Consider the following 19,115-nt stretch of genomic DNA (forward strand, 5'->3'; position numbering starts at 1 on the left):
CTGCGCCCGCGGAGCCCCGGCTCCGCGGGCGCAGCGCTGTCGCTCCGCGTGATCAGGAGGTACCACCAGTGGCGCGATTGATGACGTTCCCCGGCACGCGCCGGACTCGCGACCCTCTCGACACCCTGGCGCGAATCCGCCCGCACCTGGGCGAATACGGGATCACCCGCCTCGCCGACGTGACCGACCTGGACGTCATCGGCATCCCGGTGGTGATGTCGGTGCGGCCGCTGGCCCTCACCCTGTCGGTGTCGCAAGGCAAGGGCGCGACCCTCACCCACGCCCGGGTCTCGGCGGCCATGGAGGCGATCGAGCTGTGGCACGTGGAGCACGCCGTGCCGAAAGCGGAGCTGGAGGGCGTCGCCGCTGCGGAACTCGACCTGCCGTACGCCGTGACCGCCCTGAAGCAGGTCGACGGCGGCCTGCTCACCGACCGCACCAGACTCGACTGGATCACCGCCGAGATCCTCGCCGGCGGCGAGACCCTCGTTCCCCGCGATGCGGTCCAGCTCGGCAGGTCCGGCACGGCCTGGCGCGGCCACCACCTCTCGTCCAGCTCCAACGGACTGGCCTCGGGCAACACCTTGGCCGAAGCCACCGTCCACGCCCTGTATGAGCAGATCGAACGGGACAGCACCGCCGCGCTCGCCCTGCAACCGGTCGGCGAGCGCGACATCCTGGACCTCGACTCGGTGACCGATCCGCACTGCGCCGACCTCATCCGGCTCATCCGGTCGGCCGGCGGCTGGCTGGAGGTCGCCGACGCCTCCCTTGAACAGTGGCGACCCGTCAAGTGCTTCACGGCCAGCCTGTGGATGCCGGACATGGGCACCATGTTCGGCGGGGCGGGGGCGCACGCGTCCCCCGAGATCGCACTCTCCCGGGCGATCACGGAGGCCGCCCAGTCCCGGCTGACCTTCATCGCCGGCACCCGCGACGACCTCAACCCGCGCGGCTACCTGGAGGAGGTGGTCCGGGCCCCGGACCCCGTGCCCCCGGTGACCGCTTGGTCCGACCTGACGGGCGGATCCGACTTCGCCGACCTCACCGACGACGAGGAGCTGGACCGATTGGTGCGCCTGGTCACCGCCGCCACCGGGATCGCACCGATGCGCGTCGACCTGACCCGGCCCGAAGCGGCCGAGGACTTCGCGGTGGTGAAGACCCTCTGCCCGGGCCTCGCATTCCTTGCCCGCCACGACCTTCCGCGACCGGAGTAGCCAGTGACCGCCCACGTCTTCTGCGGCCCCACCCTCAGCCGGGCCGAGGTCCTCGCCGAACTGCCCGCAGCGGTGGTGCACCGGCCGATCCGCCACGGCGACGCCCTCCGCCTCGACGTCGGCCCCGGTGACCTGGTGCTGATCATCGACGGGGTCTTCCACCAGTCGGCCTCAGTGCGCCACAAGGAGATCCTGGTGCTCATCGCGGCCGGCGCCATCGTCGTCGGCTGCTCCAGCATGGGCGCGCTGCGCGCGGCCGAGCTCGACGTGTACGGCATGGTCGGGGTCGGTGAGATCTACCGGATGTACAAGGAGGGCGTCACCGACGCCGACGCCGATGTGGCCGTGACCCATACGGAAGGCGCCGAGGTCGAGCAGCTGTCGGTCGCGATGGTCGACCTGGAGTCCCAGCTCCTCGACGCCCAGCGGGCGGGCGCCGTCGACGACACCGAGCGCACCGCCATCGCCGCGGTCCTTCGCAACGTCCACTACACCGAGCGCCGCCCCCGGCACCTCGGAGTCCTGGACGCCCCCGGAATGGCCGCGTTCCGCTCATGGCTGGCCGCGAACCCCGACGCCCGCGGCGCCAAACGGCGCGACGCCCTCGCCGCTCTGCGCCTTGCGGCCCAGGGCGCCTTCGTACCAGCGGAGCCCGGAACCTGGCTCGAAGAGGAATGGCGTACCGAATACCTGGCCGGGTGGCAGGACCGCCACGCCGGGACCGACCACGATGGACGCCACATCTCCTTGCTGGCGCAGAGCCAGTACCGGCAGATCTTCGACGCCGACTACCCGCGGCGGTGGCGCGACCTGGTCCTGACCTGGATCGGGGACGCCGCCGCGGACAGCGGCCTGCGCTTGGAGGACCTCACCACCGAGCAGCGACGGCACTGGCTCACCGCCGCCGAGGACTCCTCGCTGGACGAAGCGGAAGCGATGGCGCGCATCTTGGTCCGCAGCGCCGGCTCCGGCGCGGTCCTCCCCGGACGCGACCTGCCCCCGGCGGAACCCGATGCCGCCGTCCTTGAGGGGGTGGCACGGGCATTCGCGGTCAACGACCGGGCCGCCACACATGGTGTCAGCGTGCACCAGCTGGACGACAGCGCGGTCCGCGAGTTCCTGCGGCAGTTGTGGCGACTGGACGAGGCCCCGGAGGAGGCCTGCGACGCGGCGGCCCGCGACCGAGGCTTCCGCAGCTTCGAAGGCGCCGTCGGGGTCTGCCGCCAGTTCATCCTGGCCGAGCTTGGCGAGGGCCTGTGGAGGCATCTCGGAGAGGCCCCTGTAGCGGGGTGAGCGCCTGGTCGGGGCGGCTCGCTGGCTGTTGCGCGCCGCCTGGGCCCGAGTCTTTTCGGCGGCGACGGCAAGGTGAGAGGGGATTGGGCGGGTTCTCGGGCCGTCTGGTCTGCCGGGGCCGAGGTCGTGAGGCGGCGACAACGAGGTGGGTGTTGGGGTGGGGCCGGGTTCTTCGGCTTTCGGTGAGCCGGGATTGAGGTTGTCTTGGCGGCGACGGCGAGAGGTGGGAGGCGGGCCGGGGCGGGGTCGCCGGGCCTGGGGTGTGTGCCTTCCCTGTCTCCCGTCCCGGTCGGCTTCCCGGGGCGGGCGGGATAAGAAGGGCGGATCGCCTGGATTCCGAGCGGGGATGAGCGCCGGTTCCTTGGGAGGTTTCGCCGGTTCGGCGGCGGCGGGAGGTGTGAACCTCGCCCTGCACTTCGCCCTGGCTTGTTTGATCGAGGCAAGGGCCCGTTGCCTTTCGGCCTCTTCGGCTCTTGCGTCGAGATCGGGCTTGAGGCTTGGGGCCCACTCGTCTCGGTAGAGCCCGGTCGGGAACACATCCCAGTCGCTGCCCTTGTTCTCGGTATCCAGGTCGCTATCGGTCCGCCAGTCCTCGCACCCGCAGTCCTTGGCCTGCTCGGCCCCGCTGTGCTCGTGGTGGGTGATGACCGCCTTCCCAGGCCCGGTCTTCTCAATGGCCCAGCCTGCCGAATGAATGCGGCCGTGGTGGAACCTGCAGAGGAGGATCAGGTTGTCGGCGTTCGTCTCCCCGCCATCCGCCCAATGCACCAGGTGGTGCGCTTCGGTCCAGGCGACCGGCCGGGAACAACCGGTCCAGGCGCAGCCTTCCGGTTGCTCTAGCTCCAGCTTCCTTCGCAGCGACGTGTTGGGGAGGCGGGCGGCTCTGCCGAGTTCGACGGCCTCGGCGGTCTTGTAGTTGAAGACCGAGGGGATGACCCCTGCCTCGCAGGAGAGGAGGCGGGCCTTGGCGATTGAGACCGGCTGGCCTTCCAGGAGGGCCGGGCGGTCGGTGTCCTTGCCCTGGAGGGTCTCGATGTCGACCATGAGGTCGAGGGTGGCCGTGTGGCCGTGGCGGGTGGTCGCCTCGGGGGAGGTGCCGTAGCCGGCCAGGAGCTGGTGGAGGGCCTCCGCATGCCGGTTCGGCTGTGCGGGCAGGACGCCCTCGGTGTCCTGCTCCTCTTGGCGAGGGGGAGGACAGGCGGTCTTCAGGTACTTGTCCAGCAGGCGGCCGGTGTCGGAGGAGAGTTCGCCGGAGAGGGCCCACATCCCGTTGCCCTGCTCTGCCAGCTCGATCCATTGCAGCGACTGCTCGCCCAGGCCCTCAAGGAGTTCGGTCTCCTCGGCCAGTTGGGCGGCCAGCTCGTCAAGGTGGCGCTGGAGTTCTTTGAAGGAGGCGTGAGCGCAGTACTGGGCGATCAGGGCCTCAGGGGTCTCGCACTCCACCGAGTCGTCAAAGGGGGAGACGACCGGAGTGCGGAAGGGGGTCCGAGCGAACAGCCTCATCGCCGGGGTCCTGTCGAGCTGGCGGACGGCGAAGGCGACCTGGTCGATCCGGGCCTTCCCTGTCGTTGCCGCCTGAACCAGTACCCGGAACTTCCCTGACAGTCGGGCGATGGCCGCGATGTCAGAGGCGGTGCGGTGGGTGAAGTCGAACTGGGAGAGAAGCAGATCGCGCAGGGCGGAGTAGCCGAAGGCGGTGCGGTGGAGGTTCTGTTCCTTCATTGCGATGACCGCAGAGAGGACTGCCGCGTGATGAGTGTTGATAGCGGCGGCCGCAGTGTCGAGGGCGGACCGGATGGCTTGGGCCTGTTCGCTAGAGCCGGTCTGTTTGATCGCCATCGGGTTCACCCCCTGCCTTGCTGTTCTCGAATGAGTTCCTGTTTTCCGTCTGCCTGTGCGATTGCCGTGACTCAATTGTGACATGAGGTGAGTGGGGTGTCATCACTCAATCGGGTGAACTTGGGTGAGAGCGCTTTCCGGCGCCTCACGAGAACCCTTGGGCTGCAATGGAAGTCGGGACGAAGAGAGCCGCCTCAGCGAGCACAGTGGACCGGACTGCCCAAGTCCGACCCCAGATTCAGAAGACCTCTTTGTCGCCGCCCAAACGGTCCGGGCCCAATACGGCCGCAAAGCCGAAGTCCCCAAAAGACAACGGCCCCGAGACAGAAGCCTCAGGGCCGTGCACACATTTGCTCTGAAGGCCGCCTCAGACGACCTTGGGAATCGAGCCCGTGTTCGTCAATGCCTCGTTCAAAAGCGGCCCGACCTGCATCGTGAACTGCCCGAGCTCGTACCCCAACTGCTCGCGATCGCACTGCGAAACCGCAAGCAGCGTAAGGCAGATCTGCGGCCCGACCGGAGCCGCCAAGAGCACGCCCTCGGCCATCTCAACAATGACCTGCTGAGCGGGCCCATGGTCCATGGACCGGCCAGCGCCCTCACCGATCGAAAGCAACCCGGACCCGATCCCCGCAAGCTGATCGGCCCGCTCCTTGGGCAGCCCCGCGGACACCGCGAGCGGCAGTCCGTCGACGCTCACCAGAACGGCATGCGAGAGCCCGGGAGTGCGCGCCACGAGCGATCCGAGCAGCATGCTCAGGGAGCGCTCGTAGACGCCGAGATTGGCGCTCATCGGGTCGCCATCCTCTCCGTCCGAGAGGCCATGCCGGGGCGGCCGCCGCGGGCGCGGCCCCAGCCTCGGAAGTAACCGGCGGTGTTCTGTGCCAGGAGTTCGGGGTCGCGGTCGATGGGCTCGTCGAAGCGCGGGTGCTCGTCGGCGACGACGGCGCCGGGGACGAGGTTGGCCTGCGGCTTGCGGCGAGGGAGGCCGGCCGCGGTGGTCGGCTCCTCGGTCGCGGGGGTCTGGGTGGCCGAGCGGGCGGTGCGCCAGCCGTCGTCGCCGGGGAGGTTCCACGACTCCGCTTCGGGCTCTTCGGTCTCGGGCCGCTTGAACCAGGCGCTCTTGGCCTGGCCGAAGATCAGGAGGCCGTCGTCGTCGGCGGCGAGGCTCGCCACGTCGACGATGTTGACGTCCTCCTTCGGCTGCCACGGGTGGCGGCGGGGCTCCTCGGTGTGGGGGAGCTCGGCCGGTTCGGCGCGGCGGCGGCGGATCGAGCGGGTGTGGCTCTCGCCGGAGTCGACGGGCTGCTGCATCGAGGGGGACGTGAAGGAGTCCGGGATGACCTGGGTCGCTTCGAGGTCCGGGGGGATGACCGAGTGCAGCTGGGAGAGCGGGTCGAGCGCCCGCAGGCTCTGGCGGTCCGGGAGGTCGCCGGGGAGGCGGACCGTCCGGTGCGTGTCGGTGTCGTGCCCGCGTCCGCGTCGGCGCACGGCGGCGCCGCGGTCCTCCTGGGGGAGGGGCGGCTGCGAGACGTGCGGTGCCGCTTCGGGTTTGGGCCGCTTGGCCTGGAGGAGGCCGATGAGGCCCTCCAGGGACCGGTCCCACGCGGAGACGGCGTCGGCGGTGGCGGAGACGGAGGGGGCGACGGACGGGTCGTCGCCGCCGCCGATCTCCCTGATCGCCTCGGTGAGCGCGCCTGCCATCGCCGCGACCTGTCCCGGGTCGGCCACGGTCGCGAGGTCGGCGGCGAGCTCCTCGGTGGAGATGGACTGGAGGGCGCCCGGCTGGGGGAGGCGGGTGAGGATCGCGACGGCGTTGGCCTCGCTCGGGTCGTCCCAGGCGGCCAGCGCCGCCGGGAACACGGCCCGCAGGAGGCACGTGAGCGCCTCTGCCGCGTCGTGGCGGGCCCTGGCGGCCGCGGCCACGGTGTCCAGGATCGGGCGCAGAGCGGCGACCTCAGGGCGTGCGGCGAGGGGCTGTCCGGCGACCTCGCCGGTGGCGAGTCCGCGGGCGATGGCGATGGCGTCGTCGAGGGCGTCCTTGGAGCGCGAGGCGCGGCCGTCGGCGCGGACGACGAGCTGTCCGGCGGCGGCGGCGAACTCGGCGAGCTGGAGGACCTCGCCGTCGACGGCGACCGAGACCGACTGGCCGGGGGCCGTCCGGGCGAGGAGGCTGTTGAGGCGGACCCAGCCGCGCGGATCGTCGCCGAACGTGTCGGTGGCGATGAGGCTGCCGCCCGCGGCGACGAGGGCGACGGCGCACGCGGTGTCGCCGTGCCCGGCCCCGGACACCTGCTGGTCGGTGGTGATGCCGCAGAACACTTGCACCCGCGGAGCTCCTCTCGTAGGGCGCGCAGCCGGCGCTGTCCCCTGTTGCCGGGGCTCGTGCCCGGCCCGTTTTTACCAGTCCGTTATCAGTTTTCCGCAGAATACTCGGTTCTGCAAGCGGACGGCCAGTGCGGGTTCACCTACGGAGCGAAGGTCATAGCACGCATACCCGTCAATTCGCTGGCAGGCGCGACCTGGGGATTCCCTTGTGGAATAATGCAGCGGAGCCGCCGCGAAACAGTCGCGGCGGCACCGGAATTCGGACTCGGCGGCCCATCGCCTATGGGCCGTTCAGCGGATTGACCGCAGTGGCGTCAGCGCCATTCCACATGGTCGTTGATCTTCGCGATGACGCCGCGCCAGGCGATGGCCGCCTGCTGGGAGTCGTTGCGCTTCAGGCGGCGCTTGGCGAACTTGCCCTTGAGGCCGCCGTCGACGACGACGCGGAACGTCTCGTCGAGGTCGTCGAGGGGGGAGCCGGGCGCGAGCGCGGAGACGATCGAGTCGTTCTTGAGGGCGAACCCGAGGTCGCGGCCCACTTCGGCGGCCTTGATGAGCAGCTCGGGCTCCCAGCCCTCCTGGCCGCCGCGGAGGTTCGCGACGACGAGGTCGAGCTCGTAGACGTCATTCTCGTCACAGACGATGTCGTCGGCGGCCACGCGCTCCTGGAGGTCGGCGTACTCGTCGATGACGGCGAGGTCGTGGTCGTCGTTGTCCTTGACGTAGGCGACGAGGGCGGCCTGCTCGCGGAACACGAGCAGCTTCCCCTTGCGGGTCAGGAAGACCGGGACCTCTTCGGGTTCGGCGTCGAGGGCGTCCTCCTCCTCGTCGGCCTCCTCCTCGGGCTCCTCGTCGGTGAAGTCGGCCGGGTCGGGCTCGGGGGCGTCCTCGTCCTCGGGGACGGCGGCCTCTTCGGCCTCGGCGTCGTCCTCTTCCTCGACCTCGTCCTCTTCCGGCTCCTCCGAGGACTCCGCCTTGGCACCCGGAAGGGTGTCCGACATCCGGTAGGCGCGCAGGGTGTACCCCGAGTCCTTGCCCAGGTGGAGTTCGACCGGGTCCACCCCGGTCTCGTTCCAGAGCTTCTCGGTCTCGGCTCCGCGCTCCGGCGCGTCAGATTCGGCCGCCATGTCGCGTCCCTCCCGTAAGTCGTCTAGCTGGGGAACAGCCTACGACGCAAGCGCCTGCCGCATCGCATCCGGTGTGCGCTTTTCTTAGTGGACAGCCGGAAGGGCCTTTCCGCGACTGCGAAAAGGCCCTCCGTATCGACTGCTAGTACGCCCCGCCCGCTCCCGCGGCCATGCCGGCCGGGTGCCAGACGGTCTTGTACTCGGTCCACTGGCGGAGCAGGTCGAGCGCGTTCCCGTCCTTGCCGGGGCGGCGGACGACCTTGAGGGTCTCGGCGGCCGCGGCCTCCAGGGAGGCGGCCAGGTCCGCGTCGGCGACGCCGCGCAGGTCGAGCCCGTTGACGTCGGCGTGGGACGCCAGGTGCGGCGCGACCTCGGCGGTCTTGCCGCTCAACAGGTTCACGACCCCGCCGGGCAGGTCGGAGGTCGCCAGGACCTCGCCGAGGCTGAGCGCCGGGAGCGGCTTGGACTCGCTGGCGAGCACGACGACGGTGTTCCCGGTCGCGATCGCGGGCGCGATCGCGTCGATGAGGCCCAGAAGCGGGTCGTCCTGGGGCGCGACGACGGCGACGACGCCGAGCGGCTCAGGGGTCGTGTGATTGAAATAGGGCCCGGCGACGGGGTTGGCGCCGCCGAGGACCGAGGTGTACTTGTCGGTCCAGCCCGCGTAGTGGACGAGCCGGTCGATGGCCTGCTCGACGGTGCCGAGCGCCTCGTGCGGGTCGGCACCGGTGGCGTCGGCGAGCTCTTCGGCGAACTGGCCGGCGCGGCCTTCGAGCATCTCGGCGGCCCGGTAGAGGATCTGCCCGCGCAGGTACGCGGTCTGCCCGGCCCACGGCCGCTGGGCATTGCGGGCGGCGGCGACGGCGTCGCGGGCGTCCTTGCGGCTGGCGAGCGCGGCGTTCGCCAGCTCGGTCCCGTCGGGGCTGGCCACCGGGTAGCTCCTTCCGGACTCCGAACGGGGGAACTTCCCGCCCACGTACAGCTTGTAGGTCTTCTTCACCCGCAGTCGGTCAGACATCGAGGTACGCCTCCAGTCCCTGGCGGCCGCCTTCGCGGCCGTATCCGGACTCCTTCAGGCCGCCGAACGGGCTGGCGGCGTCGAACTGGTTGAACGTGTTGGCCCACACGACGCCCGCGCGCAGCCGCTCGGCCGCCCACAGGATCTTCGACCCCTTCTCGGTCCACACCCCGGCCGACAGGCCGTAGGGCGTGTTGTTGGCCTTCGCGATGGCCTCGTCGGGGGTGCGGAAGGTGAGGACGCTGAGCACGGGCCCGAAGATCTCCTCCTGGGCGATGCGCATGGACTGCTGGACGCCGGTGAAGACGGTGGGGCGGAACCAGAACCCGTTCTCGGGCAGGTCGCAGGCGGGCTGCCACACCTCGGCGCCCTCGCCGCGGCCGGCCTCGGTGAGGGCGGTGATGCGCTCCAGCTGCTCGGCGGAGTTGATGGCGCCGACGTCGGTGTTCTTGTCGAGCGGGTCGCCGACGCGCAGGAGCGAGACGCGCTCCTTCAGGCGCGCCAGCACTTCCTCGGCCACGGACTCCTGGACGAGGAGCCGGGACCCGGCGCAGCAGACGTGCCCCTGGTTGAAGAAGATGCCGTTGACGATGCCCTCGACGGCCTGGTCGATGGGGGCGTCGTCGAAGACGATGTTGGCGGCCTTGCCGCCGAGCTCCAGGGTGACCTTCTTCTTGGAACCCGCGACGGCCTTCGCGATCGCGCGGCCGACGGCGGTCGAACCGGTGAAGGCGACCTTGTCCACAGCGCTGTCGACAAGTGCGGAACCGGTCGTTCCGGCACCGGTGAGGATGTTGACGACGCCCGGGGGCAGGTCGGCCTCCTGGCACAGCTCGGCGAACATGAGCGCGGTCAGCGGCGTGGTCTCGGCGGGCTTGAGCACCACCGTGTTCCCGCACGCGAGCGCGGGCGCGATCTTCCACGCGAGCATGAGCAGCGGGAAGTTCCACGGGATGACCTGCCCGACGACGCCGAGCGGCTTCGGGTCGGCCCCGAGGCCCGCATAGGCGAGCTTGTCGGCCCAGCCGGCGTGGTAGAAGAAGTGCTGCGCGGCGGTCGGGACGTCGAAGTCGCGGGTCTCCTTGATGGGCTTGCCGTTGTCCATCGATTCGGCGACGGCGAACTCGCGGGCCTTCTCCTGGAGGAGCCGGGCGATGCGGAACAGGTACTTGCCGCGCTCGGTCCCGCTCATGGGGCCCCACACGGTCTCCTGTGCCTTCCGCGCGGCGGCGACGGCGCGGGCGACGTCGGCCTCGCTGGCCTCGGCGACGGTGAACAGGACTTCCTCGGTCGAGGGGTTGATCGACTTGAACACGTGCTCGGCGTCGACGAACTCGCCGCCGATGAACAGGCCGTAGTGCTCCTTGATCTGGGGCCGCACCGACTCGGGCGCGGGGGCGTACTCGAACATGGCTAGTCCACCGTCACGTAGTCGGGGCCGGAGTAGTGGCCGGTCTTGAGCTTCTGGCGCTGCATGAGCAGGTCGTTGAGGAGGCTGGACGCGCCGAAGCGGAACCATTCGTTCCGCAGCCAGTCGTCGCCGAGGGTCTCGTTCACGGTGACGAGGTACTTGATCGCGTCCTTGGTGTTGCGGATGCCGCCGGCGGGCTTGACGCCGACCTGGACGCCGGTGAGGGCGCGGTAGTCGCGGACGGCCTGCATCATCAAGAGCGTCACCGGCAGGGTCGCGTTGACCCCGACCTTGCCCGTGGAGGTCTTGATGAAGTCGGCGCCGGCGTACATCGCGAGCCACGAGGCCCGGCGCACGTCGTCGTAGGTGGCGAGTTCGCCGGTCTCCAGGATGACCTTGAGGCGGGCGTCCCCGGCGGCGGCCTTGACGGCCTTGATCTCGTGGAAGACCCGTTCGAGGTCCCCGGCGAGGAACGCGCCGCGGTTGATGACCATGTCGATCTCGTCGGCCCCGGCCCGCACCGCGGACTCGGTGTCGGCCAGGCGCACGTCGAGGGGGACCTGCCCGGCGGGGAACCCGGTGGCGACCGAGGCGACCAGCACGCCCGACCCGGCGAGGGCCTCCTTCGCGACGGCGACCATCGAGGGGTAGACGCAGACCGCCGCGGTCGAGGGGGCGTCGCCGTCGGGGCGGAGCGCCTTCGCGGCGAGCGACCGGACCTTGCCGGGGGTGTCGGCGCCTTCCAGCGTGGTGAGGTCGATCATGCTGATGGCGAGGTCAATGGCCCAGGCCTTCGACGTCGTCTTGACCGAGCGGGTGGACAGCCCCGCCGCGCGCGCTTCGAGGCCGACCGCGTCGACGCCCGGGAGGGCGCGGACGAGGGACGCGGCCTCGGCGCCGCTCAAAATTGATCCCATGACCCGATGGTATCCGCTTCTACGAGACGCAAGACTCAGAGTGTGGTGACCAGCTCACATTAGCGCGGCGAGCTGGGCGTTAAGGTTATGAACCGTGGATGTCAAGATCGTCGAACACCCGCTCGCCGCAGAACGGCTCACCGCCATGCGAGACGAGCGCTCGGACTCACCAAGGTTCCGGGCCGCCCTGCACGAGCTCACCATGATGCTCATCTACGAAGCCACGCGCGACGTGGCCGTATCCGAGTACGAGATCCGGACCCCGGTCGCGCCCGCCAAGGGTTACCGCCTGGGGAACCCGCCGGTCCTCGTCCCGGTCCTGCGCGCCGGACTCGGCATGGCCGACGCCGCGCAGTCCATGATCCCCGACGCGTCGATGGGCTTCGTCGGCCTCGCGCGCGACGAGGAGACCCACGAGCCCTACGCCTACATGGAGTCCCTGCCCGACGACCTGACCGGCCGCCACGTCATCGTGCTCGACCCGATGGTCGCCACCGGCGGCTCGCTCCTGCGCTGCTGCGAGATGATCGCCGCCCGCGGCTGCACGGACATCGACCTCGTGTCGGTCCTGTGCGCGCCCGACGGGATCGAGAAGCTCGCCGCCTCCGGGATCGCGATGCGCATGACGACCGCCGCGGTCGACCCCGAGCTGAACGACAAGGCGTACATCGTCCCCGGCCTCGGCGACGCCGGCGACCGCCAGTTCGGCGCCTACCGCAGGTTCTAAGACAACGAGGGGGCCGCGGAAGCGGCCCCCTCTTCTTTCGTTCTAGTGCGGGACGCCGAGGATCCCGGCGACCTCCGCCCTGAGCGCCTCGACGCTCGCGCGGGCCCGCTCGCGGGCCGCCTGGAGGTCCCCGCCGACGTCCTCGCGGACTTCGAGGTACGCCTTCAGCTTCGGCTCGGTCCCCGAAGGCCGCGCCACGACGCGCGCGTTCGCGGTCGTGATCGTGACGACGTCCGCGTCAGGCGACCGGTCGAGGTAGTCCACGACCGGCTCGTCCAGCAGCGACTTCGGCTGGTTGGCGCGCAGGCGCTTCATGCACGCGGCGATCTCGTCGAGGTCGTCCACGCGCACCGACAGCTGCCCCGTCTCGTACACGCCGAACTCCTCCGCGAGCTCGTCCAGGCGGTCCTGGAGCGTCGCGAACCGCGCCGCCTGCCCGGCGGCGATCTCCGAGACGACGAGCGAGGCCGAGATCCCGTCCTTGTCGCGCAGGAACTCCGGCGCCACGCAGTACCCGAGGGCCTCCTCGAACGCGAACGCCAGGTCAGGACTGGTGCGCGCCAGCCACTTGAAGCCCGTCAGCGTCTCCATGTACCCGAAGCCGCGCTTCTCACACATGGCCTTCAGCTGCGTCGTCGACACGATCGTGGTCGCGTAGGTCCCGTTGCGGCCCTTGCGCATCCAGTGGTCGGCCAGCAGCACGCCGACCTCGTTGCCCGACAGCTGCCGCCACCCGCCGTCACCGGTCGGCACGGCTACCGAGCAGCGGTCCGCGTCCGGGTCCAGCGCCAGCGCCACATCCGCGCCCTCCTCGACCGCGAGCGCCTTCAGCAGGTCGATCGCCCCCGGCTCCTCCGGGTTCGGGAACGCGACCGTGGGGAAGTCCGCGTCGGGGTCGGCCTGCTCGGGCACCAGCGTCGGCGCGGGGAACCCGGCGCGCTCCATGGCCTTGACGAGGGTGCGGCCGCCGACGCCGTGCATCGGGGTCGCGACCGACGCGAGCCGCTTCGGGTCGTCCGGATCCACGACGGACGCGACCGCCGTCAGGTACTCCTCCAGGACGCCCTCGTCGAGCGTCTCGCCCTCGTCGCCGAGCGGGATCTCCGCGAGCGGCCCCAGGGCCTCGATCGCGGCCTCGATCTCCGTGTCGGCGGGCGGGACGATCTGCGCGCCCGCACCGAGGTCGCCGCCGAGCTCGCGCCCCAGGTACACCTTGTAGCCGTTGTCCTGCGGCGGGTTGTGGCTGGCGGTCACCTGCACCGCCGCGGCCGCGTCCAGGCGCGTCACCGCGAACGCGGTCACCGGCGTCGGCAGCGGCCCGGGCATCACCAGGGCCCGCCGGCCCGAACCGGTGACGACCCGCGCGGTCTCGGCCGCGAAGTCGCGGCTGCCGTGGCGGGCGTCGTAGCCGATGACGACCGGGCCCTCGGCGCCCTTGGCGTCCAGCCAGTTCGCGAGTCCGGCCGCCGCGGCGCGCACGACGGCGAGGTTCATCCCGTTGGGGCCCGCGCGGAGCGGGCCGCGCAGCCCGGCGGTCCCGAACTTCAGGCGGCCGGAGAAGCGGTCGGCCAGCTCGGCCGCGGACTCCGGGAGGGCGTCGAGGAGCCGGTACAGCTCGTCGCGGCCGGCCTTGTCGGGGTCGTCGGTGATCCACTGGAGCGCTTCGGCCCGCAGCGCATCGAGGTTGGTCTGGTCGGTCATGGGGAAATGGTCGCATATCCGCAGCCTGGGAGACCGGTGTTGCGGACGGTGTGGCCTCAGCCGGTGGCGAACGAAGCCGTCGCCGTGTCGTAGACGCCCTGTGATAGCTCCCAGTCCTCGGCGTCGCCGGAGATGAAGATCCCGAAGCTCGTGCCGTCCCCGGCGTCGACCACCGCGAAGATCGAATGCCGTTCGGCCCCGACCTCATCGGTGTTCGTGCCCGTGTACTCCAGGACGTGGCCGCTCATCCCCGCAATCTGGACCTCTTCGAGCCGCACCTTGTCGAGGTCGGTCATCTCGCTCGGCAGGCCCTCCCAGATGCCGTCCAGGTACGCCTCGGTGTCCGGGAGGCCCCGGTCCGATCCGGCGTAGAAGCGGACCCACTGGGTGTCGTCCTCGGGGTTGAAGAACTGCTGCGAGTCCTCGCCGGTCTCGCCCTCCGACCAGTCCGCCGGGTAGGCGACGGAGAAGCCGTCCCCTTCGTACGTCGCGGTCTCGAACGGGGCCGCACCGTCGCTGCCGTCGGGCGATTCGCCGCCGTCGCCGTCGGGGGACTCGCCGCCCTCGGCGTCCTCGCTCGTGCCCGGGTCCTCCGCGCCGCCGCCTCCGCCGTCACCGTCAGAGGTGAGGAACTTGTAAGCGCCCCAACCGAGGACGAGCACGAGGAGCACGCAGATCGCGATCACGGTCCCCGACTTCCAGGGGCTCCGCTCGGGCTCGGGCTCCGGCTCGCGGGCGACCCGCGGGCGCGCGCCCGTGCTCGGCGGCGACACCTCCCGATAACCCGATGACTCGCCCATCCCGCCGCGGTACGGCGGCGACTGGTGGCCCGGCCCGCCCTGGCCCGCGAGCGGACCGGCGAGCAGCGCCTGGAGTTCCTGGCGGACCTGCGGGAGCACCATGCGCTGCCCCGGGTCCTTCGCGAGCATCCCGCCCAGCAGCGGCGTCAAAGGCCCGGCGTTCCGCGGGCTCTCCGGCGGCTCCTGCACGACCGCGCGCATCGTCGACACCGCGTCCCCCCTATCGAACGGCGGGCGCCCCTCGACCGCGGCGTACAGGGTCACGCCGAGGCTGAACACGTCGCTCGCCGGCTCGGCCGGATGCCCGACCGCCCGCTCCGGCGCGATGTAGTGCGCCGAACCGAGGACCTTCCCCGGCGTCGTCCCGCCCGACACCTGATGCAGCTGCGCCGCACCGAAATCCGAGAGCACGCACCGGCCATCGGTCGAGATGAGCACGTTCCCGGGCTTCACGTCCCGGTGGATGATCCCCGCGTCGTGCGCCGCCTGGAGCGCCCCCACCAGCGCGAGGCCGATCTTCGCGGCCACGCGCGGCTGGAGCGGCCCGTCCTGCGACAGGATCTCCGCGAGGCTGCGGGACTGGAGCAGCTCCATGACGATCCACGGCAGCCCGCCGTGCTCGACCACGTCGAACACGCGGATCACCGACGGGTGCGAGAGCCCCGCCGCGATCTGCGCCTCGCGCCGCGACCGGTCGATCAACTGGACGCGCTCGTGCGGCGGCAGGTCAGGAGGCAGGAACACCTCCTTGAGGGCCACCTCCCGGCGCAGCACCGTGTCGGTCGCGCGCCACACGGACCCGTTGCCGCCCTTGCCGACCAGGTCTTCGAGCCGGTACCGGTCCCCGACGAGGTCGCCGGGCCCGGCCCGGTTGCCGGGCGCGTTCGGCCCGCCGGGGCGCTGGCCCGGCTCGCCGCCGACGGCGAAGCTCTGGCCGAGGTTCCCGTAGTTGCCGTAGGAGGAACTGTGCCGGTACGAGGAGTCCCCGTAGGAGTCCCCGCCGTACGGGTCGCGGTTGTAGCCCTGCTGGCTGGAGGTGTACGGGTCCGAGCCCGTGAAACGGCCGCCGGTCGGTTCCGAACCGTACGCAGCGCCGTAGCCTTGGCGCGCTTCGGGTTCGGGCTGATACCGAGGGGACGGCACCGGCCCGGATCGGGGGTCCTCATAGGCGCCGGGACCACCGCGACCGTAGTCAGATGAGTACGTCATTCAACCACTCCTCGCGAGGGATCCCTCCTAGTCTGCCGCGTCCCGGCCACCGGCGCTGTACCGGGGATACGCAAGTGATCCTCGGTCACCGGGCGGGCGGACCCGGACCCGGGAGCGCGAAGGCGCCGCCGGAGAGCCGAGGGCTTCCCGGTGGCGCGGTTCACCACCTAGGATGGCAGCCATGCAGTCGTCACCGCAAGGCCGGGACGGGATCGAGATCCGGCCCGTCTACGGCCCCGCCGACGCCCCCGCCGATCTGGCGGAGCGGCTCGGCGAACCCGGGTCCTTCCCCTACACGCGCGGCGTCCACCCCACGATGTACACCTCGCGGCCCTGGACCATGCGCCAGTACGCGGGCTTCGCGACGGCCGCCGAGTCGAACCGCCGCTACCGGGACCTCCTCGCCGCCGGCACCACCGGCCTGTCCGTCGCGTTCGACCTGCCCACCCAGATGGGCTACGACTCCGACGCGCCCGAAGCCGCCGGGGAGGTCGGCAAGGTCGGCGTCGCCGTCGACTCGCTCGCCGACATGCGCGCGCTCTTCGCGGACATCCCCCTCGGCGAGGTCTCGACCTCCATGACGATCAACGCCCCCGCCGCCGTCCTCCTGCTCCTGTACCAACTGGTCGCCGAGGAGCAGGGCGTCGACGCGGCCGCGCTGCGCGGGACGATCCAGAACGACATCCTCAAGGAGTACATCGCCCGCGGGACGTACATCTTCCCGCCCGCGCCGTCGCTGCGCCTGGTCGCCGACACGTTCGCGTACTGCGCCGCCGAACTGCCGCAGTGGAACACGATCTCCATCTCCGGCTACCACATGGCCGAGGCCGGGGCGACCCCCGCGCAGGAGCTCGCGTTCACCCTCGCCGATGGCATCGAGTACGTCAACTGCGCCCTCGACGCCGGACTCGACGTCGACGCGTTCGCGCCGCGCCTCTCGTTCTTCTTCGTCGCCCGCTCCACGCTCCTGTCCGAGGTCGCGAAGTTCCGGGCCGCCCGCCGCATCTGGGCCCACGTCATGCGCGACCGCTTCGGCGCCAAGGACCCCCGCTCCATGAAGCTGCGGTTCCACACCCAGACCGCTGGCGTCGAGCTCACCGCCCAGCAGCCCGAGGTCAACCTCGCGCGCGTCACCGTCCAGGCCATCGCCGCCGTCCTCGGCGGCACCCAGTCCCTCCACACCAACGCCTACGACGAGGCCATCGCCCTCCCCACCGACACGTCCGCGCGCCTGGCCCTGCGCACCCAGCAGGTCATCGCCGCCGAGACCGACCTGACCGCCACCGTCGACCCCTTCGCCGGGTCCTACGCCGTCGAGGCCCTCACCGACGAGATCGAGGCCGAGGCCCTGAGCCTCATCGACGCGGTCTTCGCGCACGGCTCCGCCGTCGCCGCGATCGAGGAGGGCTTCCAGAAGAGCGAGATCGAGCGCAGCGCCTACGAGACGGCCAAGCGCATCGACTCCGGCGAGCAGACCGTCGTCGGCGTCAACGCCTACGTCCTCACTGGGGACGAAGCGCCCTATAGTCCGCTCAAAGTGGACCCCGCAATCGAGTCCGCACAGGTCGAGCGGCTCGCCTCCCACCGCGCCGCACGCGACGCCGCGGCCCTCGATTCGGCGCTCGCGCTTGTGAAGGACGCCGCCGCGGGAACCGACAACGTGCTGTATCCGCTCAAGACGGCGCTCGCGGCCGGCGCGACCGTGGGCGAGGTGTGCTCGGCGCTCGCCGCCGAATGGGGAAGGCACGTCCCGACCGACAACTGGTGAGCGACTAGACGCTTCCGGCGAAGCGCACAACGCGTCTGTCGCCGGATTCGCCTGGCGGGGAAAAACTTGTCCCGGACGCGTCATCGACCGGCGACGCGTCCGCCGTCTGTTCAAAAGTCGGATCTCAGCCGTAACTTCTCGGCTCGGCAAGCGTTATGCCTTATGACAGCAGGTTCGGCCTCCAGGGTCGTGACCGGCTGTCGCGCGGCCGTGACCCCTGGCTCGCCACGGGGACCCGGATGCGGCCGCCCGGCGTCGCAAATCACGGCGCTAGCCGCAACGGAGTGCGATCGGATTAAGCTTGCCGAATCGCCCTCCATTGGCTTTGATCCTCGAACGCGAATTGCGAGGCGCGAAGGAAATGTACACGCTCACTGCGGAGAAAGTCGTCGAGATGGGTACCGCCACGAAATCGAATGAGCCGCTGCCGGGTGCGATCGCACCGGAGGCGTGTCTCGTGGTACCCGCCGCCTTGCCCTCGCACGACACCGCAGCCGGGAGCGCTTCGCCCGGCACCACCGCTTCGGAGCAGGTCATGTCCACATCGCTGCCGGACTTCCTCGACGGATGGCTCGCCGCCCACGCCGACGAGGTCGTCGCCGCCCGCCGCCACATCCACGCGAACCCGCGCCTCTCGCGCCAGGAGCACGACACGGCCGAGTACGTGGCCGCGCGCCTCGCCGAAGCCGGCCTCCAGCCGCAGATCATCCCCGACGGCACGGGCCTGACCTGCGACATCGGCACCGGCGACCGCGTGATCGCGATCCGCGCGGACATGGACGCCCTGCCGATCCACGACCCGAAGCAGGTTCCGTACCGCTCCACGGTCGAAGGCGTCTGCCACGCGTGCGGCCACGACGCCCACACCGCGATGCTCCTCGGCGTCGGCCGCGTCCTCCACGAACTGGAGCGCCGCGAAGGCCTGCCGGGCCGCTTCCGCCTCGTCTTCCAGCCGTCCGAGGAGCAGTTCCCCTCCGGCGCGCCCACGATGATCAAGTACGGGGCGCTCACCGACGTCGCCGCGATCTTCGCCTTCCACTGCGACCCGCAGTTCCAGGCCGGGCGGATCGGCGTGCGCAACGGGCCCCTGACCGCGGCGTGCGACGTCATGGAGGTCCGCATGAAGGGCCGCGGCGGCCACACCTCCCGCCCGCACCTCACCCACGACCTGGTCAACGCCATCGGCCGCGTCGTTGTCGACGTGCCCGCCCTGGTCAACCGCCGTCTCGACCCGCGCCAGTCCGTCGCGATCGTCTTCGGCGCCGTCCAGGCCGGCGAGGCCGCGAACGCCATCCCGCAGGAGGCCCTCGCCCGCGCCACCGTCCGCGTCCACGGCCGCGAGACCTGGGACATGATCCCCGACCTCGTCCAGGAAGTGACGCGCTCGGTCGCCCGCGCCTCCGGCGTCGAATGCGAGATCGACTACCGCCGAGGCGTCCCGCCGGTCGTCAACGACCGCTCCGCGTCCGCGATGTTCGCGGGCGCCGCCGCCGCGGCGCTCGGCCCGGAGGCCGTCGTCGAGGCCCCGATGTCCATGGGCGGCGAGGACTTCGCGTACTACCTGGAGCAGGTCCCCGGCGCCATGGCCCGCCTCGGCGTCGGCCGGCCCGGCGAGCGCCTCGACATCCACCAGGGCAACTTCGACATCGACGAGACCGCGCTCTCGCACGGCGTCCGCGTCATGATCCACACGGTCCTGGCCGCGGCCCAGAGCCCGGCGTTCTGAAGCGGTAAGTGAAGGGGGCCGGCGCGAAGCG

General features: G+C 71.0%; 14 protein-coding genes and 1 pseudogene. 6 read left to right on the forward strand and 9 right to left on the reverse strand.

Going from position 1 to position 19,115, the window contains the following annotated elements:
- Window positions 1–68 precede the first annotated feature (68 nt).
- Both DI269_RS18860 and DI269_RS18865 read left to right on the forward strand, forming a co-directional pair.
- A complete protein-coding gene (locus DI269_RS18860) occupies window positions 69–1,220 on the forward strand; it encodes a YcaO-like family protein (protein WP_198667552.1) in 1,152 nt (383 codons plus the stop codon).
- Between the two features lie 3 nt (window positions 1,221–1,223).
- Entirely contained in the window at window positions 1,224–2,513 is a 1,290-nt protein-coding gene (locus DI269_RS18865; RefSeq protein ID WP_112138676.1) for a TfuA-like protein, read from the forward strand.
- A 705-nt stretch (window positions 2,514–3,218) separates the two neighbouring features.
- Here DI269_RS18865 and DI269_RS29170 read toward each other — a convergent pair.
- A pseudogene (locus tag DI269_RS29170) lies at window positions 3,219–3,557 on the reverse strand (HNH endonuclease signature motif containing protein); the annotation flags it as partial.
- Window positions 3,558–3,644: 87 nt separating this feature from the next.
- Here DI269_RS29170 and DI269_RS28340 point away from each other — a divergent pair.
- A complete protein-coding gene (locus DI269_RS28340) occupies window positions 3,645–4,115 on the forward strand; it encodes a hypothetical protein (RefSeq protein WP_157975085.1) in 471 nt (156 codons plus the stop codon).
- Between the two features lie 604 nt (window positions 4,116–4,719).
- On the opposite strand, the gene DI269_RS18880 is transcribed toward DI269_RS28340, so the two are convergent.
- The 6 genes from DI269_RS18880 to deoC form a co-directional block, all read right to left on the reverse strand.
- Window positions 4,720–5,145: a roadblock/LC7 domain-containing protein gene (locus DI269_RS18880; RefSeq protein WP_091048495.1), complete on the reverse strand. Its 426-nt coding sequence runs from the start codon at window positions 5,143–5,145 to the stop codon at window positions 4,720–4,722.
- Window positions 5,142–6,680, reverse strand: coding sequence for a hypothetical protein (locus tag DI269_RS18885; RefSeq protein WP_157975086.1), 1,539 nt, complete (start codon window positions 6,678–6,680; stop codon window positions 5,142–5,144). Before DI269_RS18885 ends, DI269_RS18880 begins: the two co-directional genes overlap by 4 nt.
- A 314-nt stretch (window positions 6,681–6,994) precedes the next feature.
- On the reverse strand, window positions 6,995–7,807 hold the full coding sequence (locus DI269_RS18890) for a DNA primase (RefSeq protein ID WP_112138683.1): 813 nt from the start codon (window positions 7,805–7,807) through the stop codon (window positions 6,995–6,997).
- Window positions 7,808–7,949: 142 nt separating this feature from the next.
- Window positions 7,950–8,825 (reverse strand): aldehyde dehydrogenase family protein, encoded by an 876-nt coding sequence (locus tag DI269_RS18895; protein ID WP_112138685.1) that lies wholly within the window; start codon window positions 8,823–8,825, stop codon window positions 7,950–7,952.
- The gene (locus DI269_RS18900; RefSeq protein ID WP_112138687.1) at window positions 8,818–10,236 is read right to left on the reverse strand and encodes an aldehyde dehydrogenase family protein; all 1,419 of its coding nucleotides are present in this window, start codon (window positions 10,234–10,236) and stop codon (window positions 8,818–8,820) included. Before DI269_RS18900 ends, DI269_RS18895 begins: the two co-directional genes overlap by 8 nt.
- Before the next feature lie 2 nt (window positions 10,237–10,238).
- Window positions 10,239–11,153, reverse strand: coding sequence for a deoxyribose-phosphate aldolase (gene deoC, locus DI269_RS18905; protein ID WP_112138689.1), 915 nt, complete (start codon window positions 11,151–11,153; stop codon window positions 10,239–10,241).
- A gap of 94 nt (window positions 11,154–11,247) precedes the next feature.
- On the opposite strand from deoC, the gene upp reads away from it, so the two are divergent.
- A complete protein-coding gene (upp, locus tag DI269_RS18910; protein ID WP_112138691.1) occupies window positions 11,248–11,880 on the forward strand; it encodes a uracil phosphoribosyltransferase in 633 nt (210 codons plus the stop codon).
- Window positions 11,881–11,922: 42 nt separating this feature from the next.
- Here upp and DI269_RS18915 read toward each other — a convergent pair whose 3' ends face one another.
- Both DI269_RS18915 and DI269_RS18920 read right to left on the reverse strand, forming a co-directional pair.
- Window positions 11,923–13,581 (reverse strand): phospho-sugar mutase, encoded by a 1,659-nt coding sequence (locus tag DI269_RS18915; RefSeq protein WP_112138693.1) that lies wholly within the window; start codon window positions 13,579–13,581, stop codon window positions 11,923–11,925.
- Window positions 13,582–13,637: 56 nt separating this feature from the next.
- Window positions 13,638–15,590 (reverse strand): serine/threonine-protein kinase, encoded by a 1,953-nt coding sequence (locus DI269_RS18920; RefSeq protein ID WP_112138695.1) that lies wholly within the window; start codon window positions 15,588–15,590, stop codon window positions 13,638–13,640.
- Window positions 15,591–15,771: 181 nt separating this feature from the next.
- On the opposite strand from DI269_RS18920, the gene DI269_RS18925 reads away from it, so the two are divergent.
- Both DI269_RS18925 and DI269_RS18930 read left to right on the forward strand, forming a co-directional pair.
- On the forward strand, window positions 15,772–17,358 hold the full coding sequence (locus tag DI269_RS18925; protein ID WP_198667553.1) for an acyl-CoA mutase large subunit family protein: 1,587 nt from the start codon (window positions 15,772–15,774) through the stop codon (window positions 17,356–17,358).
- A gap of 394 nt (window positions 17,359–17,752) precedes the next feature.
- Window positions 17,753–19,084, forward strand: coding sequence for an amidohydrolase (locus DI269_RS18930; protein WP_408612308.1), 1,332 nt, complete (start codon window positions 17,753–17,755; stop codon window positions 19,082–19,084).
- Window positions 19,085–19,115: the final 31 nt, after the last annotated feature.

The organism is Glycomyces dulcitolivorans (assembly GCF_003265355.1).
Lineage (GTDB): Bacteria > Actinomycetota > Actinomycetes > Mycobacteriales > Micromonosporaceae > Glycomyces > Glycomyces dulcitolivorans.

Bases quoted from the DNA above. Each gene is read 5' to 3' on its own strand.
- DI269_RS18895 (WP_112138685.1), bottom strand. From the start codon at position 8,825: ATGTCTGACCGACTGCGGGTGAAGAAGACCTACAAGCTGTACGTGGGC.
- DI269_RS18920 (WP_112138695.1), bottom strand. From the start codon at position 15,590: ATGACGTACTCATCTGACTACGGTCGCGGTGGTCCCGGCGCCTATGAG.
- DI269_RS18900 (WP_112138687.1), bottom strand. From the start codon at position 10,236: ATGTTCGAGTACGCCCCCGCGCCCGAGTCGGTGCGGCCCCAGATCAAG.
- DI269_RS18890 (WP_112138683.1), bottom strand. From the start codon at position 7,807: ATGGCGGCCGAATCTGACGCGCCGGAGCGCGGAGCCGAGACCGAGAAG.
- DI269_RS18925 (WP_198667553.1), top strand. From the start codon at position 15,772: ATGCAGTCGTCACCGCAAGGCCGGGACGGGATCGAGATCCGGCCCGTC.
- DI269_RS18880 (WP_091048495.1), bottom strand. From the start codon at position 5,145: ATGAGCGCCAATCTCGGCGTCTACGAGCGCTCCCTGAGCATGCTGCTC.
- deoC (WP_112138689.1), bottom strand. From the start codon at position 11,153: ATGGGATCAATTTTGAGCGGCGCCGAGGCCGCGTCCCTCGTCCGCGCC.
- DI269_RS28340 (WP_157975085.1), top strand. From the start codon at position 3,645: ATGCCGGTTCGGCTGTGCGGGCAGGACGCCCTCGGTGTCCTGCTCCTC.
- DI269_RS18930 (WP_408612308.1), top strand. From the start codon at position 17,753: ATGGGTACCGCCACGAAATCGAATGAGCCGCTGCCGGGTGCGATCGCA.
- DI269_RS18915 (WP_112138693.1), bottom strand. From the start codon at position 13,581: ATGACCGACCAGACCAACCTCGATGCGCTGCGGGCCGAAGCGCTCCAG.